Source organism: Candidatus Uabimicrobium amorphum, assembly GCF_009002475.1.
Taxonomy (GTDB): Bacteria; Planctomycetota; Uabimicrobiia; order Uabimicrobiales; family Uabimicrobiaceae; genus Uabimicrobium; species Uabimicrobium amorphum.
Genome location: NZ_AP019860.1, coordinates 4,224,531 through 4,247,649 on the forward strand (window position 1 = coordinate 4,224,531; position 23,119 = coordinate 4,247,649).

Sequence of the window (23,119 nt, forward strand, 5' to 3'; positions counted from 1 at the left end):
AACGTACAAGGTCAATTTATTCTAATTATTAACATATTAAATATTGGGTGTTGTATGGAAGAAAAATTAAAACGCTATTGGGTATCCTGGTACACTCCTGATGGAGAAGTAGAAACCTCATTTGAATATGGACGTCGTGAAAACTACAATGCTGATGGCATGGAAATATTGTACGCCCTTATAGACGCACCGAGTAAAGAAGAAGTGTGGAAAGGGATCGCCAAATTTTTTCCTAATTTTACGGAAAGATTTATTCAGGAGCGCCATCTCAGTTGGCAACCAAGTAGCCACCCTGAATTCAAACCAAAACATACAACAATTCGCGATCTAAAAGTCAAAAAATACGATGTCTATGCCGAAATAACGGCTACCGCTTATGTAGGAACTGTAGAAGCAAAAACGGAAAGGCAAGCACACAAAAAAGCAATGCAACTAGACAAACAAGTCACATTATGTGAAGAGTGTAAAAAAGAGATCAGTAACATAGAAGTAAAAGACAGCTACACTATCAAATCTCGATAAAACATAAATTGAAAAGTCGTCACTCATGGAAGAGACATCCCAACACATAGCTAATAATTGGATATCTTACGAAGAAATTATTGCCCACTTTGAGGATGCCACTCAAGGGCTTTTTTTCATTTCTGCAGATATGATTAGGCGTATCATTCGCCTTCACAAACAATTAAATGTTTTTTATCTATCTGTACCACATAATAAAATTTTTACTCTACCCACAGTAGATTTTATTAAACTTCTAGAGACGTATGACAGTATATTCAAAGAAAAAATACTCTACCAAAACATCGAAACAGAATATGTGACACTCATTGCTCTCCCTTCGAAGAGGCAGTTAAAAAAACAAAGTATGCATAATTTTGCGCGTTATGTTTGGGAGCAATTATTCCACGCGCAAATAGACATACATTGTCAAAAGTCTACCTATCTCAGCGACCTGACAGACACAGAAATATATTCCTTTTTTCCTCCTATGGTATTTGAAGAAATTCGCGCTGTTCTGTATCAAGAAAACCAGATATTCAAAAGTAATGATAATCATGAAGTTCTACAAGAATTTTTAGCCTTTTATTTCCAAATACGTTACTTTCATAAAGAACTACTTTCTTCGTGCTTTCCTTCTTTAGAAAAATATACGCAAAATATCGAAAACATCGCAAATGCCGCCCAATTGAATTATAAAAACCTACTCGAAAGTTGTCGCCCTCAGAGCATTTCATCGGATCTACACCACTCTTCAGATCCAACAATTATTGTCAAAAAAATTCTTTCGCATCCTCACTTTATCCATGAACACCAAACACGTCCCCAACTTGTCGAACAACATCAAGCATTTGTGACCTTCGTAATATCTCAGGTTGTGCAACAACAAAAAATCATCGGAAAACTTCGTTTTTCTGACATCGTGAACCTTGCCATTCGCGAAAAAGTGTATGTGTCCAAAAAACTGTTACTCACCCTCAACGAACTAATGATTTTTTATTTCGCACAAAACTATACCGCAGCAACTCCTACTCAAAAAATAATGGTTTCTCTTCGTCCACGTAGAAAAGTCATTGCTGATAAGCACCATCAAAAAATCAACAAAACGACACAAATTTTTCTCACACAACTGTCACAGTGCATGGCAATGCCAAAACCAACCTTGCTCAATGAAATTATGCGGACGTTGTACGGATTTATATTTTATTATATTCTCGGGGGATGGTTTATACATCTTTGTGTGCGCAATCTATCACTATCGTTTGCCTGGGCAATGAGTACCAGATATTATTTTGACAAAATACTCTTCCACAAATACTACATGCGTTTTTTATTCGTAAGTCATAAAAAAAATATTGGACGAGGCATTCTCAATCTGCGTCAAGCACAATCCATCCTAGAACATGCAACGTACTGTTGTAAACTAGAAATGCTAGATACAATTCGCCATGATCTACAACAACAATATGAATCTTATGTAAAACCAGTAAGTGAATATCTAATCAACGACTTGAATTTAGATGAACGCGACCGTGCCGATTTTCAAGATTTTATCAATTACTTAAGTGCGAAAATTCGTCGCGAAAGATGGTCCACCGAACGTTTTATTCTACTTGACTTAGAAAATGCTTATATAGACGGAAATACCAAATTTTGCGAGTTAAGTATTCGTAGTTGGTTATTTTCTTTTGGAAAAGAAAAGCTCATTACGCCGCTTTTATACAACGGTCAAATGCGACGCTTAAAACACTTGCGCTCCGCGTACAAAAAGACGCAGAAAATGAAATTGGAACAACACCTATTAGAAAAATACGTCGATACGGTGCGCAAAGCTCTGGATAAGACCAAACAAAAAATAAGTGAACAGATTAAACCTGTCGTCACGGCGGCGATGGAAGAACAAAATTTTCCGTGCAAAACTCTCGACCAAAAAATGGCTTTCCACAAAGTACGGCAAGGATATTTAAATATCATCGGCGAAGATGGGTATAGTTACTTTGCAAGACTCAGAGACCTAGTAAGTCGCAATCGCATGGCTCTGGAAAACTTGGAAACCAAACAAGTCTTCACCGGAGACCAACTCATCAAACTCGATAGACTACTGGGAAAAAAACTACGTGGAATCCACCGTCCGGCAGAACTATACATACATTTTTTACAAATTGTCAGCGCGATGTTTTTTGGAACCCCCACCGGCAGATTTATGTGTAAATTTTTCTTCTTTCCCTTTGGTGGTGCCGTAATTTTGATGGTACTACTACAAATTTTGCTTGAACACTTCATGCCAAACATCGACCTAATTTCCGGTCCTTACATTCTATCAACGGGTGTTGTATTACAGCTATTTTTTTATGTAGAACATTCGCGTACATGGTTAAAGAAGTTCATCTGGAAACCGATCAAATACGTAGGTACGGCCCCAATACAACTATTGCGAAAATTTCCCACAGTCATCCAAAAAACACTCATTCTCCCCTTTACGGGAAGTGTGATACTGTTTTCCGCTTTATATTTTAGATTTCATCGCGAAATTCTTTTGTATAAGCCTGCGCATTGGAGCCATGCGTATTACTACGAAATTATATACACCGCCTGTGTGGTAATCGCGTTCATTTTCTTTAATTCACGTCTAGGTATTATTGTAAAAAACACCTTTATTGAGTTTATTGCTCTTATCGTACAGGCGTTAGGTCGCGGTGTCCTGCTACGTTTTCTATCATTTCTGTTGTACCTATCGCGCATAACGCTCGAAAAAATAGAACATGCATCTTATATCGTATCCGACTATTTACGCTTAATCTATGGCGCACGTTATACCACCTCTTTGTTCAAAGCCATCATGGCTTTAATTTGGTTTCCCCTGGCCTACATTATCACCTTGTACATTGTTTTGTTTTTAGAACCGCAAATAAATCCACTCAAATTCCCCATCGTGTCGATTACTTACAAACTGCTGTTGGTATTTCCCGAAGTCTATCTACAGCTCATTTTCATGATACAAAATATCGCCAACGCTATGTTGCCACCCATCATGGCTTATACTTTTGCGTGGTTCACCGGATTTGTCTTTACGGGCTTATTTGGCTTTTTGAGTTGGGAGCTAAAGGAGAACTGGCAACTTTACAAAGAAAATTGGCGCAAATCAATCGCCCCTAACCGCATTGGTCGAAAAGGTAAAACCATTGTGCAATTTTTGCGTCCAGGTTTTCACTCTGGTACAATTCCTCACCTATTTGACAAACTACGCCACGCGAGAATCAAGATGCAGCAAAATCAACGCGATTTTTCTCCGGTATTACCCTTGAAACGCGAAATGGAAGTAGTAGAGCACGAACTAAAAACATACATCAAACGCGACTTCATTCTCATGCTACAAATGCACCCTCTATTTGACGAAAAATTTACGATAGATATCGAAAACGTTGCGTGCACTTACAACACGATCCATACAACAATCGCAATGAAAAACACAAGCGAAGTTTATCGCTTTACCATTTACTTCCAAGAAAAAAATAACCATCTAATTTCCACGATCAAATTTAGCGAGGGAGACATTCACAACTGGTCACGAGGCCAGCAACAAGTATTTGCGTATCTTCTGGCAGTATTTTATAAAAAATCGGCGGTAGATTTCGTACGCGAACACATTGAATTCCGCCTACATAAGCGTTATCCAGACTATAAATTATATGAAGAACTGACTTACAATATCCGTGCAAACCACATGATTGTTAACTTAAATCAGCAAAATCAAAAATCTATGTCCCTCCAGAACATTCGTCGTAAACTTTTTGCGACTAAAGATATCTACCAAGAAAGAATGCACTTCGACCGCCGTATACAATTCTCCAAACACAACCTGCGCTGGAAAGACTTCAACAAAATCACTGAAGAACAACACTTTTCACGTGGAGATAAATATTTACACTTTATTGGTGTTACGCGATAACAAAACATTATGCACTCGCATTGGCGTAAATATACATCTAAAAATCATTCGCTACAATTTCGCTCATCATTTAGAAAGCTTGGAAGGAATGAGAATGTCAAATTCGTGGGACGAGCGTACTTTACGTGAATATACCAAAAATCTTCTTCAGAAAGGGCAAAAAGATAAGCTATATGAATTGTTACAGGGAGATGAATTTATTGCATGTCAAATTGAATACTTTGAAAATTACCAAGCCACCTACGATTCCCTGAAGCATGGAATAGAAGCATTTATAAACGGCGCCACAATTGATGACGAGTACAAACTTTGTACATTGGCACTAAAAGCCGATCAAATTGCACTACAGGCAAAAGAAAACATCTCACAAGCCTTCACATGGGCCCAACAAGGAAAAATACAACTAAGCCTAACTTGCCTACAAACCTTGAAAGAGCGTGAATTTTATATCGCGGCGTTACTTTTAATATGGATTGAAACCGTACGCCAACAAAGTTTGCCACCACAAAAAAGAACAGCAAAACAAATAGATTACGTCATACACACAATAGAAAAACGCGTTCCTCCCACACACAATATTGTGGATAGATCCTTTATAGAGTGGTGGTTAGAAATTGTATCTGTGACAGCAGAACCAAAAAGTATCATAAGAATACTCAAAATATTCCATGCACAATTGTTAACCGACTTCGCCACTATATTTGTCAAAAAAAATCAATTTTCAAAGGCCCTTACCATTATCAAAAACATTTCGTGTGACATCCAAAAATTCATGCTTTTAAAGAGTATAATAGAAGCTCTACAAAACGCTAAAAATCATCTACAAATCTTATCGCAAGTTTTAGAAATGACTCAAAACCTAAAACGCAATTACGATAAATTTCCTCTTTTGTTAAAAATATGCCCTGTGTTGTATGAAGCTGGCGAAACTGAGAAAGCCCGACAACTATTCGAGCAAGTTTTACTTATCGCCCAACAAGATACCAGCCAAATATTTTCCATAATTCGTGCATTAACGGAGGAGGAAATACTTTATCAACCGGATCTATTTCATCAACTTCACAAAACGATATTGGCAATGGAAGAAAATGACAAAGGTAAAGCGTTGTTGTATGCAGATGAATGTCTTCAGAAAATAGGAAAACACGAAAACATTCTAAACATATTTAGGCAATCCTTGCAGCATGTTGAGGGGGATGAAAAAACCAAATGCCTTTCGAGAATCACTTCTCATAAAGTACGAAAATTAGTGAAATCTGATAATATTTCGCAGGCGATAGAAATCATACAAAACATTGAAGATCACGAAGAGCAATCGAAACTTCTACTCAAAACCACGCGACTTTTACAAAAAACAACGGTGGCGAATAAATTGAGTTTTTTTCTACAAATCCTAGATATAACAAAAAATGCCGAATATTCAAAACTCACGGCATCTTCTGCGCAGGTCATCTTACATATCGCCCCCATTTTACAACAAGAGATGCAGTACAAAGAAGCCGCAGGACAAGCATACCAACTTGCTCTAAATATAATCCAAGACCAAAACGACCATGACCACCATATCATGCCTTTTATTCTAAATATGACAGACCATTGGCAAAACACGGGTATCATTCCCTATAATATTTTTCAACAAATTTTACAAATGGTAAAAAACCATTACAGTGATCAAGTTAAATTTAGTGCACTCATTGCTCTAACGGAAGCACTAGTAACAACCAAAGACTTTCAACAAGCTTTGGAAATAGCATCAGATATTGAAAACCTAGAGTATAAATTGCGTTTTTTACTAAAGACAGCACAACTTTTACAAAATTCAGGGGCAAATGAAAAAGCGGAAAAAGCATTTGAAAAAGCCTTTAGTATTGCACAAAACAAAATATCTCAATTCAACTCTAGGGAACAAGCGAAAATAATCGACTACCTGCTATCAAAAATAAATACAATGAAACAGTACGAAAATCGTATTTTCCAACAAGTACTTAAGATAACAAAAGATATTCAAGAGCATTACCATAAATCGAATGCTCTTTGCTCCATAGCTCGCAATCTACACAAAAATACTCCCGGCTATTGCGAATTTTCACAACAAATGATCAAGATTATTCACGATATGGAGAGAAAAGAAGTAAGAATAGATACCTTACTACGTGTAGTAAAAATCTGGGCGCAAGCCGGAAATTTACAAGGCGCCCTAGAGGCAATAAACAACACAATATCTAGCTTTGATATTTTAATGTATAAAGCGCAAATCCAACAACAAATAGGTAACGAAAAACAGGCTTTACAAACATTTAAAGAAGCCCTACAAACAAATCCTCACGCAGAGTTCGGCAACTATGAATCAGAGACACTGTCATTTGTATCTCAAAATTTAGCGCAAGCTGACAGGGTTCCACAAGCGTTGGAGTTGGCACAAAACATTTCCTCACCGAAACACAAAGGGGAGTTTTTACTAGAAATAGCAAAAATTTTACAAAAGGCGGGTAAAAAAGAAAAGGTAAGTCAAATACTACATCAAGTTGTAACGACAATATCAAATATAGAAAGTGATGAAGCGCAGTTAGATTCGCTATCTCAGGTAGCCAAGTTTCTGCGAAAAGCGAAAGGTATTCCCGAAAAATTCAGCCTTTTCCAAAAAGTCTTACAGGTAAGACAAGATTATTGGAAATTTAAAGAGGAGGTATTTAAAGATCTCGCTCAAATTTTGCAAGACCTCAAACATCCAGAAAAATTCAACATTTTCCTGCAGTTTCTAACCGAGAATTATCCTGCGAAAGATAAAAACGAGCGCTTCTTAAGCAGTATTAGGGCTCTGCTGAAAGTCGGTCTTTTTGAGCAATCCCTGCAATTAACAAAAAATATGGAAGAAGTAGGCTATCAAGTCAAATCGTTACTGCAAATTACACTAGCGGTGCAAAAAGTTGAAAATGTATCGCAAAAATCCGCTCTATTTGAACAAATTTTATCGATAGCCAAAAGTTGGAAAAACAATGACATCATGTATTTACCGTATATAGCTTTATTTCTAAATAACGCCGGAGAAAAAGAACAAGCGACAAAAATATTTCACCAAGTAATGCAAAACGCTAAAAATGATTATGTGTTATCCGAACTCGCAAAAAACTTAGTACGAGCTGGAAAATTTAGTCATGTTCTAAATATAAAAATCGAGGACGATATACATAGATATATGACTCTAGCAGAGTTGGCAAAGATCGCAGCGCAACATAAAAATTTCGAACAAGCACTAAATATAGCTAAAAATATTGACGATACTTTTTTTGCAGACCGTTTCACGGCATTGCTCGCAATATCTAAAAACCTGCGCAATGCTAAAAATGTTCACGACAAGGCTAACCTTTGCCAACAAATTGTGACACTGGCTCAAAGTATAGATATACCGGAGAATAAGTCAAATTTACTATTTATCGCATCACAAATACAGCAAGAGGTGGAAGAAAAAGAGCAAGCGGCACAAACTTTCCAACAAGCTTTAAAAATAGCCCAGAGTACCGCAGATCGTTTTTATAAATTTGAAGTTTTACTGGAGGTGGTGCAAACCATTTTAGATACAAAAAATACCGACACAACAACAGAGTTTTTCCAGCAAATTTTACAAATAGCGCGGTGTATAAAAAACGATTGGCATCAATCCCAAGCCTTGTTTTACATAGTACACGCCATGACAAAAACCAATGATACGGCAAGTGTATCACAACTATTTCCACAAATTCTAAAACTTGCGCAAAACATAAAAGACAATACCTGTAAAGCCAAAGTTTTTGTTAGTATAGCTACAGCCTCAGCCCAAACAAATCACATAGAATTTTTTCAAAACTTTCTATCGACAACCTCCATGTCTAATACATGCCTAGCGACTGTCTTGCGAGAATGGCAAAAATCTTTGGTGGAAAACGTCCCTAATTCCATAGCCACACTAAAACAAACATTCGTCATGTTTCCCTTTGGTCACTCAATGGCTTACCACAGTATTTGCATGTTGCAAATCGCACACATAAAGGCACAAAACTGGACGTTTTACCACAAAATAAAGGAATGCATACACACGAAGTGAAACAATCAATCATTCGTGTAATGTAACTTCAAAATTCTTTTTACCTCTTGGATCGTCACTGGGTGTGAAGTACAACCATGGCTATAAGGAACAATTTTTTCAGAAACGGCATTTTCCATACGAGAACTCTGGTAAGCGACAACACCATCTGTCCAGTACTCCTCTTCACTATCCATAGCGGTATTTCCAATAATACTATGATAGGGAATATCTATTCTCATTTTTTCTATCGCTTTAAATATTGGGTTTTTAGAACTCAAAGAAGAAATGCTGTTCATATGGCTTAAATCAATACCTTCTTCTTGTAGCAACAAAATTTTATTTAGAGCCTTAGCTCCTTCTAAAAAACGCCCCGGAAGCTTAATAAATGATGTCAACATCTGTGACAACCAGTGATGTCCGAATGCACTTCCTCTGTGGGGTGTCGCAATAAAAACAGCACGTTTTACAAAATATTGCGGTTTAAAAAATACCGCCTTCTCAACTCTGCCTCTTACTTCTTCAGGTAACTTCTTCTTCACTTCGGAAAAATCTCTCTCACTCAACATTTTCCAAAGATGATTTCGGCTCTCACTAATGTTCAGTCTAGTGAGTAAGCCCCCCATACTATGTCCAATCAACACCATTTTTTGAAAACTTGTGTTATTTTTATCTGGATCTAAAATGGAAGCCAACGTTTCCAATTTTTGACGCAATGCCGCTGCCGAAATGGGAAAAGGATTGCCCGTCGGATATACAAAAAACCAAAATTGGTATTTTTCGCGAAGGTAAGGATCACCACGTAAATCATTTGCCATTTGTAACCATGTTAGAGGACTAGAGTACAAACCATGAATCAACAGTACCGGAATTTTTTCTTTGGTGTATGGTTCCGACATAAACAAACGTATCTTCTCTTCCTCTACATTGAAAATACTAGACAACTCAAATTCGTGAAAATTGTGAATACCTAAAGAATGCGCAAAGGGTTTTGTAATATCCGTTTGTAACGATATTTTTTGTCCTTCTACCTCTGTATAACTAGCTCTCATCGAGTTATGAAATTCTAAATGCACATCGACATTCTCCGGTTCGAGAAAAGAACCTTGGATTCTTGCAAAAATAGTCGCGGGGTAACTTTGCTCTTCGTCTAAATAGAATTCATCTATATTGGGATAATTGGCATCGGGTAGCGCCAAAAGTATCAAGGGCACTCCCAAACCATACGTTTCATAGACATTGTTCATTCCGGTAAGTTTGTATTGGTTGGCAAACAAAAAGCCTTGTATATTTTCCGTTGCCACGGAAAAACCATGATACGTCGCAGGCCAATTCAACGTACGCAAAAACAGCGTCGGTGACTCTTTTTTTTGCTTTTGACTCAAGAATACACATTTGGTTAAGGACTGATTGTAAATATCGGCAATGAGTTTAAAATTTGTGTCAAAAGAATATTGCTCACCTAAATTTTTATCAAACATATAAAAATAACTATACTTCATACTTTCGGTGTAGTATTTTATTTTTTCTTTATATGTTTGCGACTTATTCGCGTAATCGTAATACAACTCCGCCACAGCTAAACACACTTCTCGTTTCTTTTCATTGATCAATTGTTTTTGTAAACCAACAATCGCTTTACCTGGAGATTCTAAAAACAAATCGGTGAGTAAATAAATACGCAGTTGTTGTTGCGTTTGCGGACTAAGAATCTGCGAATTTAGAACATTACTTTGCTGATCTTGCCATGATTCTTCAATGGTGGTCGGTTTGAATTCTATCGGAGAAGAAGAACATCCAATGAGTAGCACACAGCAAAATATCCATACAAAACACTTCATGATTTTTTCCTTCAACAGTTGCAAATAGGTTGTTAAGTAATTTGTATAAAATCCAAATGTCGCACGGTAAAACCATGCTAAATCGCCTTGTCGAAAAGGGGTATTTGATATTTAGTGATATGGTATATCAATCGTCGAGTTTATGAGGAACGAGAATTGGCGTATGGTGATTTGGCCGTGCATCTTTTAGGAGGAAAATGTAAGCATTATACAAAACAATGCTACATGTCTTACAAGAAAGCAATGATGTTTTTTCTGCCTTTGGTGCAGTTGGGTTAGCAGAAAAACATCATTTTTTGAAAATACGTGTAGTACGTATTTCAGATACTAAATATTTGGGGTATAAAAAAATGAAAAAATTAACTCTTTTTATTTTAACATTATTTGCAATATGTTCAATAGGAATTTTGCGACAGTAGCCACAACGGACAAAACAACCACAAAAGTAGAGGTTTCTTACAATGTTTATATTTGGGAGAGAGGAAAAAAACGTCAAATAAAACTAAGTGACACAACAAATTAGCTTACTTTTTCCGATAAAAAGAAACAACACGACCATCTTTGCCTTTTGCATGTTTCCAACCCACACGTAAGTCTAAATCATGAGATCCTGAAATTAAATTGCCACGGAAAAATGCGGGTGTATTTCCTGGAGGACTAAATATCGCTTCATCTATTTGCTGCTCATCAAATAAACGTAGATTGTCAATTTTATCTTGTAACTGCGCAAAATAACCACTATTGAGTTCGTGATAACGCAAGTCCATTTTTTTACGTACAGAAAATTCTTCATCAGCCACTTGCTCTAAAAGAAACTTTTTTGTTATCCAATCAATTTTACCAATCAATTTTTGGCGAGAACTCTCTAAATCATTGAGTACTTTTTCCCAGAGATTTACCAACTCACGTACTTCAATATTGGTCGTTTCTTGAGAATATTGTTTGGCCTTTTCTAGATAAAAACGTTGAATTTCAAGCGCAGTCATTTTTCCACACTTCGTATCCACGCTGGTAAGTAAAGAATCGTCTCCATTTATGATGCGCAAAGCAACAATAGGATTTCTCAATTGAGGTGCATCCTGAATAAAATTTTGTTCAATCATTTCAATAATTAGAGAGGTAACGCCAACCTTTAGATATTCGGCAATTGGAGCCATATTAGAATCGGAAAAACTAATTTGAAAACGCTGTTTTGAACTGACAAGAGATTTGATAGCACCGCCAGAAAAAGTATCCATAAAATATTTATAAATATTCGATGTATCAAAAATCGGTCGATCCCCCGGTAAAATAGAAAATCTAGTTAATCGCCGTATTGCTCCTGCTTTTTCACTCAATTCAAAAAGAGGATTTAGGGTTCCGGCTCCGGTAAAAATAATGCGTGAAACCATAAAAGCCGTCATCTGTTTTCGCAAAGAACGGAAGGCAAACAAACGATGAAAAAAGAATAAGGGACAATAAACAGGAAAGGTTAAAGTCACTTCGATTACCGTTCCGATCGCCCCAAATAAATCCATCATCGACATTGAACGTGGTTTCAGCATAACGAAAAGAGGAACAAGGACAACGCTTCCGATAACAAAGACCATACTTATCATAATTAGAAACAAAAATATGGGTATAAAAATCAACAACATGGCTAAGGAGGTCAATCGGTATAAAAACAACTGCCAACCGCTTGCGACTTGCGCTTCGTAATTTTCTTGGGCTCCGTAAATATTCTGTTTGGCGTCTTTGCAATTTTTTAAAAAAGCAAGTGTTCCGTGGAATCCTTGGTACTCAAGAATTTCATCTGCAATAGGTATGGCTTTGGCGATAAGGAAATCTTGGGCTTGTTGATAACGTATAAGTTGTAAAGGCGTGCAACATTCAGGTGTTTGTCCTTCTAATAAGCCATCTTCGATGGCATAAGGAAGGTGTTCATAACAAAAAGCTCCTCCATTTTGCACGAAGAAGCTTTTTTTTTGGGCCGCAATAAGTCCTTCACCTTCACATGTCTTAACAATTCGAGAAATAGCTTCTTTCATTGCAAAAAAGACAACAGTATGGTCTGGACGACGTTTTTTAAAATATTTTGAAGGCGTAAAACGAATTGCGTATTCGGTTTCTAAACCCATTAATCGAGAAAACATATAAAAACTTATTCACCACCTTTGGGAACAACACAGGTGCTATTGTACAATGGTGCATGTTTTTTAGCATCATCAACGATATTTGATACAACTTGTCCGAAAAGAACTTGTTGTGGTTGTGGCTTGGGTTGTGTATTTGTGTTCATAATATTCCCCTAATGTTGAAACTTAAGTTTGACAAAATACAATACTAATATAATATATATTGTAAGCATTTACAACACAGTTTTACCATCAACTTTGTTTATCAACCTCACGGTAACGTTGTAGAAATATCTGGATTAGCTCTAGAGGGATGGCGACTCCTACGCTTTCCCCTTCAATTTTAGAACCATCATCACTATCGATAATATCAACAATTGTTCCGGATATCAGCCCCACAATATTTCCAGTTTCTCGATCAACAACAGGTCCACCACTATTGCCTTGCATAACCTTAGCATCTAAAATCAGACGCGGAAAATCACTTTGTGATTTTGGTTGTTGTGCTGATACTAAACCATTGAATACATGTAGAGTGCTTGTGTTACTTATTTGTGTTGCTTCGGGGAAACCCAAAATAAAAATTTCCTTCCCAAGGAAAACAGATCTATCTCCAAAAACATCTGCTGTTTTATAAGCCACTTCCTCTTCTAATTTTAAGAGTAACAAATCATTTGATTTATCTGTAAAAACAACCTCCGCATTTATTGCCTCTCTATCAAGACGAGAAGACCACTCAATCCATATTCGTAAAGTATCGTCCTCTAAAATATGGTAGTTGGTTACGACATGCTTTTCATCAATAAGAACACCAGTAGCTCCAAATACCCCATGATCTTTCGTCGAAATATTTACCGCTACAACATAAGAAGAATGCTCATCTATATTAAACACTTTGGCTATTTTCTGAGGAGCATTTTGTGAGGTACAACCAAGTAAAAAGAAGCAAAGAATCCCAACATATATTTTCAAAATAGAGTTCCTTTTTTATAAATGGATGTTATGATTTATCTTGGGCATTTGAAATTTGTTTACATTGTAAGATTTCATAACGAAAGGTAAAGCTTTGCAAAATCTGATATGGACAATTACTATTCGCCGTAGTGATCGATCATCAATTACCAAATACGTTCCCGCTAACGAAAAAAAAACAATCGACATAGGTAGTGATCATTCACAAGATATATGGATTCAAGAAGCTTTTCCGCAACACATAACACTTTGTGTTGATAGCCAATCTATGCAATTGCAACTTCAGGCACACAAAAAAATTATTTCAGAGTATCAAGATCAAAGTCGTATCATAACAAAAAATGAAGCGCATAGCATCTCACTTTCTGCAACAAAAACATTCATAAAAATCAAAATTAAAAACTCCATCATTGAATGTACAATTGAACACGACAACGAAACAATAGATCGTTATCCTGATTGGAAACAAACAATCGAATCACAATATGGTAAAATGAGTAAAATTGCAGAAGGACACTTCACATGGATTTATCACTGCGGGCGTTATGTAGTAAAAATATTAAAGCCTGCTTATGTCTCACAAGCAGAATATGTCGCTTCTTTTATGCAAGCGGCAAACAATTTACGTCAGTTATCATTGGAACAAACATTAGATATCGAAAATATCATATTCGATGAACAAGTCGGTTTGTATGCGTGGATTACCAATTATGTAGAAGGAACCACTTTACATGATCTTATTGCCCAAAAAAAGAAAATTGACAGCGACACAATCGCATCCATTATCGAATCTCTAACCGACTTTATTCATGACTTACATTTACAAGGAAAACTATACGCCGCCATAAATCCTCATGACATTTACCTAGACACGGAGCGCAACATTTTTATTCTTGGGCACTTTTACTCACGACTAGTGGCGACAAATCTTTGTCAAAATCTACCCAAGGTACATGGATTTGTGCATCACTCACAAATCCGTAACAATGTCTCACAAGAGGCAGATTCGTTTTTACTGGGTTCATTGCTTTATTTTCTTACAACAACAAAAGTCCCCTTCTCTACCATTCCCAAAAAAGAATACGCGTCTCTTCTACAACAAAATAAGCTTCCACAACTAAATGACATTCCCGCGAAATATTCCGCTCTTATTCGCCAAGCATTGGAGTCTTCTCAACAAGACGTACAAAATTTTTGGCATCAATTTCAGAAAATTGAATTTAATAAAAAGGCTTACGATGCGACAGAAGAAATGAAAGTATCCATGGATGAGAGAGATGATTATTTTGGAAATTTTATTCTAAAAAAGAAGTTAGGTCGCGGGTATTTAGGCACGATATACAAAGCCTTACGCAACAACAAACCTCTGATCATCAAAATATTAAACGGTACAGATAAATACACAAGAGCCATTATACAGGATGCCACCGACGCTTCGGTTTTAGAACATCGCAATATTTTGCGTATTATTGAAATCAACAAATGTGGGGATACCCACTACATCGCTTATGAAAACATATCCGGACAAAATTTAGAACAATACGCGACGGAAAACAAACTAAGCATCCAAAAATGCCTAATGCTAATAAGAGATTTAGCACGCGCATTGCAATATGCTCATGTCAAGGGTATTGTACATCGTAACATTAAGCCATCGAACATTATCATCAACGAAGAAGGTCAGCCATTTCTCGTTGACTTCGGATTATCTACAGATCTTTATATGAACAGAATGTTCGATAAACAACTACAAAAAGACTTTACGTACCAATCGCCTTCTGTGTTATTTGGAAGTCTATCTCCATTACACGATGTATATTCTCTTGGAGCTGTCATGTACAAATTGCTGACAAATAGTTTCGAGAGCAATAAACTATATTTACCTCTCTGGAGAAGGCCAAATATAACTCGCGAAGCAGAAAGTATTTGTTCTAAAGCTCTTGCCAAACAAGCAAAAAAACGCTACCAAAATGCAAGTATTTTTGCTGATGACATCGACAAACTACTGCAACACAAACCTATCATCGCTCCATCATTCAATTGGCTAACCGACATACAAAGACGCTACCGCTTTGCGAATTACATTGTTTATATTTTTGTAATATTTTTGTTTTTAGTCGCAGCAAAAATCATTTATACCCCACAAGGTATTTATGTTACCACAAGTATAGAAACCGTTGAAAATCTTCAGCAAAAATACGAAACAGACTACCTTGATAACCTACAAAAATTAGCAAGTCCTTCGGATATATCCACTCCCGAAAATTTTTATATACAAAAAAAAGTTTACCAAGAAAATATTCACAAACTGCAGTTACAATACAAAACAATATTGCAAACAAAGCTATTACCTATATGCCAAAAATTATACCTGCAAGAACCTTCGAAACAACATCATGACAAATTACTAGAAGTGCTAAAAAATATCATTATATTCTCTCCAGAAACAGAACAAGAAATATACATAAGTGAATATCAAAAGCTAGCACCAAGTCAGCAAAAAACAATAAAAGTAAATATAAATAATCCAAGAAATAGCTATCTGTTTAAGGTTGAAAAAAACCTACTTGGGCAAAACGAAATACGCGCATTCGATATAGAAAAACAAACCGTAACGAAGAATAATGCACAACAAAAGTTTTCTCCGCAAAGTATGAACTTATTTGTAAAAGCCCTACAACGAGTTCTAAAAAAACAACACTTTGAAGCCCAAGAAATCCTTATAGCAGTAATAAAAAAATCTCCACTCTATATCGACGCCTACCAATTACTTTGCGTCTCTTTATATATGTCGTCCTTGCAAAAACAAAAGTCTGCCGCGTTCCAAACGTGGCAAAAAAAAGCACTGCAAACGATCAATGACTCAAATATAAAAAACAAAAAACAATTAAAAACAAAATTTATTCACGACCATATCCAAACAATGGCTCATTTCTACCAAAACATAATTAATGGTAATCACATCCTCTTGCGGGTTACCTCTGTTATTGATCGCACAAAACGCTTACAAAAAAACGATCTTATCTACAAAATAAACAACAAATATATCAATAGTAATCGGCTCCTGTACAATGCAGTCCATTACAAAAAAACTGTATCATGTCAAATCATTAGAAATTACGAGAGTATCTCTGCGGAAATTCCTACCTCTATTTTCCGTAGTAGTCGTTTCTATACCAAAAAAGATATACCCTTTAACTCGTTGACGAAGTTAGGCTTTTTATCACCGCCTCCAAAATCATCAGAAAATCCTACGAATGAAATAACCACATCTCCCATAGAGTTACCTGTAGGAAATTACGTTATTTATCAAAATAACTATTTTCGCTCATTTCATGTAAAACAAAATGTGGATACACTTTCACATTCACTCGGTAAGATGGATAAAGAAATCAATTTACCACAAGAATTACAAAAAAATTACGTATCTATTTTGTACGCATTTCCCAAAAGTAAGTTAAACAATCAACATGGCTACATAATCGGACGTAACGAAGTTACCATAAAAGAATGGAAACAATTCCTATATGCGACATATCGTATGCAAGGCAAAAAAGCGGTGAAGAACGTTATTCCAATTCTAAGTACAGGTAAGCCACTTTTCTACATGTACAAAGGCGAGTTTACACAAATAATAGGACAAAACAATTGGCCTATTTTTGCTGTAAGCGTAGAACAAATAAAAAAGTTTCTCGATTGGAAAAACGAAAATACCAACACTAGTTGGAAAGAAAAAGGTTTCGTTTGGCGTCTCCCAAGTAAAAAAGAATGGGAATACACCGCACGTGGAGATATGAACAACAAGTATGTAGCGAGCAATTACAATAACGCTGTTTTTTACAACACATCTTTCAGTATTCAATCGATGCAACGCATATACCCAGTAGGAGCATACTCAAGTGATCGCTCAATATTTTTAGCTGAAGACCTGGGAGGCAACGTCAAAGAATATATCCTCGATAAAAATAATAAATTTGGACTAAAGGGAAATTCTTGGAAAGATGGTATTTTAGCCCCTATCGATTTTACATTGTATTCCGTCGAAACTGCCACAGCGGAATCATGCGGTTTTCGCCTATGCGCGGGTATTGATCCGTTTGTCAAAAAGTAAGTTATCCACATTTTTATGTGGATAACCTGTGGATAACTCTATTTTTTTAGTGAAAATTTGTAAAATTCGTAAAATTTTACCTTTTTAGCCTCAAAATGTTATCCAAAATGAAAAAACAAATCGACAACACAAAGTGTTCAAAAATTGCTAACCACACAACCTTCAAGTAAGTTATCCACATTCTTGTGGATAACTCTGTGGATAACAAAACACTCATTCCAAGCATAACAGTTATCCACAAACGTGGATAACTCTGTGGATAATTTATTTTTACTGAGGCGAAACTATCGCGAAATGTCATTACTGCGAAAGCAGAAATCAATGCCATTAAGTTAAGGTTTTAATCCGCGAATTAAAAGGGTTTAGAAGGTTTAGCCAAATGCAATACCTTATAATGTAAAGCTTACAAGTACATGTCATCCCCATGAAAATGGGGATCCAGCGTTTACAAGTCAATTTTATGTTGCTGGTTTCCCGCTTACGCGCATATGTGTCAAGCTAAGCGAGAAAACTTTCTTAAGTAGAGAGTATCCATCTGTATTTGAGGGAACGGGCGGACACAAGGTCCGCCCCTACAACGCGCTGTGTTATAGAAATATTGATGTTATGCGTTGTACAACTTCGATGAATCGTAAACCTATCATCATGAGTATCTCTTAGACATTTTTTGCCGTTCTTAGCTTGACAGCCATGCGCATGAGTTTGTCTCGCGTTAACCTGTCATTTTTTCTATTACGAAATACTATATGCAAATCATCCAGTGGGAGAGCACGTATAACGGCTAGGGCTACGGTTACGAAATATTAATAAAGCGTTGGATACAGCAACCCGTTTTAGGCCCCAACTTAATAGAATTGGTAACAAGCATCAGCAACTACATCCGTCAATCTTAAGGCACTTCCCTCACTTAGGGCCTGTACTAATGATTCCGTCAAACAATCCCCGCCTAAACATCCTATTAATCTTGTAAATAATAACCCTCTTGTTCATCCACCAAAGCGCTCTCAATACAAAAAATTTTGCCTTTTTTATTTCGTCATTTTAGTACGGTTAAATAACGCCCAAGAAATGCACAAAGTCAACTCGTAAACTTTAAATTACAAATCGTTTCTTTTCCTTTATTTTCAAGGTTATTTTATGAAAGTTTTATGAAAATTTTTATGAAAATTTTTATTGACTTTTTCTTCATTTTTGAGTATATTTTAGTAACGAAAAACCGTAAATTAACAGTAAGCGCAAAAAAATGTGGATAACCTGTGGATAACCTGTGGATAGAATGTGGATAACTACCGAGTTATCCACGACGAAAAACCGTCACATAGTTATCCACATAGTTATCCACATATTGTCCACAGGTTATCCACAACAAACTCTGTACCACAGAGTATATTTAAATATATCTAAAATAACAACTTAGGAGATTGGGTTAAAAGTTATCCACATTTTGCGGTATATTATTACTTACATTACTTATTATTATATAGTATATATATATAGGTATGTGGAAAACTGAAAAGAGATGACTACTTCATAAAAAATGCTTTTAGTTAATTATTGAATAAAAAAAAATCATGTTTTATAATAGAGAAGCAATACATAAAATAATCAGTAATCAAGTACACATAATACAACAATATAAATTCTAGAGGTTATGGCTAAAGCTTTATGAAAATCAAATGTAAAAAACAGGTCCTATTACAAGCGCTTCAGACAATAACAGGTGTTGCTGCACAAAAAGACATCTATCCTATATTGGCCAACGTAAAAATAATAGCGCATGATGGTGCCTTAAAACTTAAGGCGACAGATTTAAAAATTTCTCTTACATATTCTCTATCCAATGACCAATTTGAAATATTGGAGCCCGGAGAATTGCTGATATCAGCATTTAAATTTTTTAATGTTGTAAAGGAAAATCCCGACGAAGAAGTTATTGTGGAAAAGGCTGACACCTTTAATGCCACCATTGTGTGTTCTGATGGTACATTTAAAATTTTGGGAGAAGAACCTGAAAAGTTTCCACCAGTTCCCGAGTTTCAAGAAGCTGATTCTTTAGATATTTTGGGAGCAGATTTTCAAAAACTCATTAAAAAAACGTTGTTTGCTACAACAACGGAAAAAACAAGATATAATCTTGATAATGTACTTGTTATGATTTTAAAGGATCAATTGCGTTTTGTGGCGACCGATGGTAAACGATTAGCTGTTTGTGATCGTCCATGTAATGAGAATTCTTCTCTTGAAGGTAAAGAATTTACAGTACCTAGTAAAGGTTTACAACAGATCGATCGGGTTTTGAGCGCTACATCTCCTGAAAAAGTCAAATTAGGTTTGATTGAAAACCAGTTACTTTTTCAAACAGATGAAGTTGTTTTATCTACACGACTTGCCGATGCTAAATTTCCTCCTTACGAAAAAGTTATACCTAAAGATCTTCCTCATAAAGCATTTTTAAAAGTAAAAGATTTTTCGTCTGCTCTTCGCCGTGTTTGTTGGTTTACTGATGAGAAAAACAAAAGTATTGAGCTAAGTTTTTCTTCTGATGCACTAAAATTATTTGCCAATGACGAAGGTGCTGGCGAAGCCTCCCTGGAAATGCCCGTCGTTTTCGAAGGGGAACCCTTTGATATCAAATTTAATCCCGATTTTTTTAATGATATGCTTAAAATTATCGATTCCCCAGAGATTACCGTATTTTTAAAAGATTTTGCCTCACCAGCTATGATAAAAGACGGTGAAGATTTCCAGTATGTTGTGTTGCCGATAAAACCACAAGAGGTGGCTAGTGAGTGATGAATTGTGGTGGAAAAACGCCCGACAACCAGTGGGGATAGGGTCGCTAATTGATCAATTGTTTACCAAAAACAAGATCATCAAACGAGAAGATCAGCGCATTGTTGATATATGGAATGACGTTAATGATGATGAAACGATAAAACACACAAAAGTGGTGAAATATTTAAATAAAAAACTTTATGTTTTAGTTGATTCGTCAGCATATTTGTTCGAAATACAGAATTTTAAGAAAAAAAATATTCTTAAAAAATTAGCGAGTTATCATCGCGAAATTTATATCAGCAATATCATATTTCAGGTAGGAGATATAAAAGGTGACGAGTGAGCAAAATGAAAACTCAAATAGTCCACAACCTCATGAGTACCATTCTGATAATATTAAAATCCTTGAAGGAATAGAAGCAGTTCGAAAAAGACCTGCTATGTACATTGGTAGCACCTCAAGTGCAGGATTACATCATTTGGTATATGAAATAGTTGACAATAGTATTGATGAAGCACTTGCAGGTTATTGTAAAAACGTAGAAGTTCGTATACACTCAGATGATAGTATTACGGTTGTTGACGATGGAAGAGGTATTCCTGTTGATGTGCACAAGGAAACGGGTAAGTCGGCTCTTGAGGTTGTTTTAACTGTTTTACATGCGGGGGGTAAGTTTGATAATTCCACATACAAAGTTTCGGGAGGTTTGCACGGAGTAGGGGTTTCCGTTGTGAATGCTTTGGCCGAGAGTATGGAGGTTTCCGTTTATCGTGATGGAAACATTTATCAACAAAAATACGAACGAGGCGTTCCAACAACAGAAGTAGAAGCTATTGGAAATACAAAAATTACCGGAACCAAAGTGTGGTTTAAGCCAGATACTGAAATTTTTGAAGAAACAGTCTATAGTTTTGAGATACTACTTAAGCGTTTAAAAGAATTGGCGTTTCTAAATCAAGGTATTTACATTACCCTTATCGATGAACGCGACGACAAAAAAGAAGTATTCTACAGTGAAGAAGGTATTCAATCCTTTGTAAAGCACCTAAATCAAAATCGCACAGCTTGTCATGATGGTGTTATTTATTTTGGCAAAGAAGTTGATCTAGACGATCAAAAAATTAGTGCTGAAGTTGCCATGCAGTGGCATGATGGCTATAACGAAACTGTATATAGCTATGCAAATAACATCCACACACGCGAAGGCGGTACACACTTTTCTGGTTTTAAATCCGGACTGACGCGAACAATGAACACTTACGCCAAGAAAGAAAACCTGTTTAAAGACAAGTTAGTTCCGACAGGAGATGATTGGCGCGAAGGTTTAACTTGTGTTATATCCGTAAAAATTTCAGATCCTCAGTTTGAGGGGCAAACAAAAACGAAGTTGGGAAATCGCGAAGTTCAAGGTTTAGTGGAATCTATCGTAAATGAAAGATTTGGTACTTATCTTGAAGAAAATCCTGCTGTGGCAAAAGATATTGTCAATAAAGGTGTCAATGCTGCACGCGTACGTGAAGCGGCACGTAAAGTTCGCGATATTGAACGAAATCGTAAAAGTCCATTACATTCAGGTGGTTTACCTGGTAAATTGGCCGACTGTAGTAGCCGTGATATTGCCACAACTGAATTGTATATCGTGGAGGGAGACTCAGCGGGTGGTTCCGCGAAATCTGGCCGTGATCGCCACTTTCAAGCAATCTTACCTATCAAGGGAAAGATCTTAAATGTTGAGAAAGCACGTGTGGACAAAATTTTAGATCATAACGAAATCAAAATGATCATTACTGCGTTGGGGACTGGCATTCAAAATGAGTGCGATATTGAAAAAAGACGTTATGGCAAATTGATCATCATGACTGACGCAGATGTTGATGGTTCACACATTCGAACTTTATTACTCACTTTCTTCTTCCGACAAATGCGCTCTCTAGTGGAAGAAGGCTATGTTTATATTGCACAACCACCTTTGTATAAGTTTACAAAGAAACGCAAAGAGCAGTATGTTTATAGCGATAAAGAATTCCAAAGTGCTTTACTTGATTTTGGAGTTGAAGAAGCAAAACTTAAACTACCAGATAATTCATTTTTAGAAAAAGAATCCCTACGTAGTTTTCTGGAAACCCTTATTCGTATGGATAGTTTGGTGGGTAATTTACTGAAGTATGATATTGACCTACAAGATTTTTGGAACAATCGCAAAAAAGATGAATTTAAATTACCGCGATATCGATATACCTATAAAGGTGCGACAGGTTACTTTTTTTCAGAGGAAGAAAAGGATAATTTTTGCGAAGAACGTTCCAATGAGATGGGTGATGAATTAACTGTTGTTAATTTTTTCCGCACGACAACAACGGATGATGAAGCTTTATTTTTATCCGAAGTTTACGGCTGTAAAGAAATGGAAAAACATTGTCTTGCCATTGAAGACACTGGATTTTCTCCTGAAGATTTCTTTGATTCCAAGAAACGTGAATATCAAATTGTTTATGGGGAAGAAGAGGAAACTACAGAGTCTCTTTCTCATGTTGTTCAACGATGCCTAGAGTATGGACGCAAGGGGTTAAATGTTCAGAGATATAAAGGTCTTGGTGAGATGAATCCCGACCAACTATGGACAACGACGATGGACCCTAGCACGAGAACTTTGTTCCAAGTTACTGTTGAGGATGCTATCGAGGCAGAACGTTTATTTTCGGTTTTAATGGGCAATGTTGTTGAACCACGACGGGATTTTATCGAGAAATACGCTTTAGATGTTCAAAATTTAGATGTTTAAGGATTCTAGT

11 protein-coding genes are annotated in these 23,119 nt (G+C 36.3%); 7 read left to right on the top strand and 4 right to left on the bottom strand.

The genetic code is table 11. From position 1 onward, the window contains the following. The first annotated feature begins 54 nt into the window (after positions 1-54). From UABAM_RS15280 to UABAM_RS15290, 3 genes are all read left to right on the top strand, one after another. Positions 55-522, top strand: coding sequence for a hypothetical protein (locus UABAM_RS15280; protein WP_151968873.1), 468 nt, complete (start codon positions 55-57; stop codon positions 520-522). A gap of 25 nt (positions 523-547) precedes the next feature. After that, positions 548-4,450 carry a hypothetical protein gene (locus UABAM_RS15285; RefSeq protein ID WP_151968874.1) on the top strand — a complete coding sequence of 1,301 codons (3,903 nt, stop codon included), beginning with the start codon at positions 548-550 and terminating at the stop codon, positions 4,448-4,450. Positions 4,451-4,544: 94 nt separating this feature from the next. Continuing rightward, a complete protein-coding gene (locus tag UABAM_RS15290; RefSeq protein WP_151968875.1) occupies positions 4,545-8,531 on the top strand; it encodes a tetratricopeptide repeat protein in 3,987 nt (1,328 codons plus the stop codon). Between the two features lie 5 nt (positions 8,532-8,536). Here the strand turns inward: UABAM_RS15290 and UABAM_RS15295 are convergent, their stop codons facing one another. From UABAM_RS15295 to UABAM_RS15305, 4 genes are all read right to left on the bottom strand, one after another. Further along, complete coding sequence (locus tag UABAM_RS15295; protein ID WP_151968876.1) at positions 8,537-10,351, bottom strand: esterase/lipase family protein; 1,815 nt, start codon at positions 10,349-10,351, stop codon at positions 8,537-8,539. A gap of 524 nt (positions 10,352-10,875) precedes the next feature. Further along, positions 10,876-12,483: a proteasome accessory factor PafA2 family protein gene (locus UABAM_RS15300; protein WP_151968877.1), complete on the bottom strand. Its 1,608-nt coding sequence runs from the start codon at positions 12,481-12,483 to the stop codon at positions 10,876-10,878. 8 nt (positions 12,484-12,491) lie between these two features. Next, on the bottom strand, positions 12,492-12,629 hold the full coding sequence (locus UABAM_RS33450; protein WP_173013340.1) for a hypothetical protein: 138 nt from the start codon (positions 12,627-12,629) through the stop codon (positions 12,492-12,494). Between the two features lie 88 nt (positions 12,630-12,717). Next, positions 12,718-13,437 (bottom strand): S1 family peptidase, encoded by a 720-nt coding sequence (locus UABAM_RS15305; protein ID WP_173013341.1) that lies wholly within the window; start codon positions 13,435-13,437, stop codon positions 12,718-12,720. A 94-nt stretch (positions 13,438-13,531) separates the two neighbouring features. On the opposite strand from UABAM_RS15305, the gene UABAM_RS15310 reads away from it, so the two are divergent. The 4 genes from UABAM_RS15310 to gyrB all read left to right on the top strand — a co-directional run bounded on the left by UABAM_RS15310 (position 13,532) and on the right by gyrB (position 23,109). Beyond that, positions 13,532-17,548: a protein kinase domain-containing protein gene (locus tag UABAM_RS15310; protein WP_151968879.1), complete on the top strand. Its 4,017-nt coding sequence runs from the start codon at positions 13,532-13,534 to the stop codon at positions 17,546-17,548. A 1,665-nt stretch (positions 17,549-19,213) separates the two neighbouring features. Next, positions 19,214-20,341, top strand: a complete 1,128-nt coding sequence (gene dnaN / locus UABAM_RS15315) for a DNA polymerase III subunit beta (protein WP_151968880.1) — start codon at positions 19,214-19,216, stop codon at positions 20,339-20,341. Further along, positions 20,334-20,669 (top strand): DUF721 domain-containing protein, encoded by a 336-nt coding sequence (locus UABAM_RS15320; protein WP_151968881.1) that lies wholly within the window; start codon positions 20,334-20,336, stop codon positions 20,667-20,669. The genes dnaN and UABAM_RS15320 overlap by 8 nt, the downstream gene beginning before the upstream one ends. Continuing rightward, positions 20,659-23,109, top strand: coding sequence for a DNA topoisomerase (ATP-hydrolyzing) subunit B (gyrB, locus tag UABAM_RS15325; protein ID WP_151968882.1), 2,451 nt, complete (start codon positions 20,659-20,661; stop codon positions 23,107-23,109). Before UABAM_RS15320 ends, gyrB begins: the two co-directional genes overlap by 11 nt. The last annotated feature ends 10 nt before the right edge of the window (positions 23,110-23,119 follow it).

Bases quoted from the DNA above. Each gene is read 5' to 3' on its own strand.
- UABAM_RS15280 (WP_151968873.1), top strand. From the start codon at position 55: ATGGAAGAAAAATTAAAACGCTATTGGGTATCCTGGTACACTCCTGAT.
- UABAM_RS15285 (WP_151968874.1), top strand. From the start codon at position 548: ATGGAAGAGACATCCCAACACATAGCTAATAATTGGATATCTTACGAA.
- UABAM_RS15290 (WP_151968875.1), top strand. From the start codon at position 4,545: ATGTCAAATTCGTGGGACGAGCGTACTTTACGTGAATATACCAAAAAT.
- UABAM_RS15295 (WP_151968876.1), bottom strand. From the start codon at position 10,351: ATGAAGTGTTTTGTATGGATATTTTGCTGTGTGCTACTCATTGGATGT.
- UABAM_RS15300 (WP_151968877.1), bottom strand. From the start codon at position 12,483: ATGTTTTCTCGATTAATGGGTTTAGAAACCGAATACGCAATTCGTTTT.
- UABAM_RS33450 (WP_173013340.1), bottom strand. From the start codon at position 12,629: ATGAACACAAATACACAACCCAAGCCACAACCACAACAAGTTCTTTTC.
- dnaN (WP_151968880.1), top strand. From the start codon at position 19,214: ATGAAAATCAAATGTAAAAAACAGGTCCTATTACAAGCGCTTCAGACA.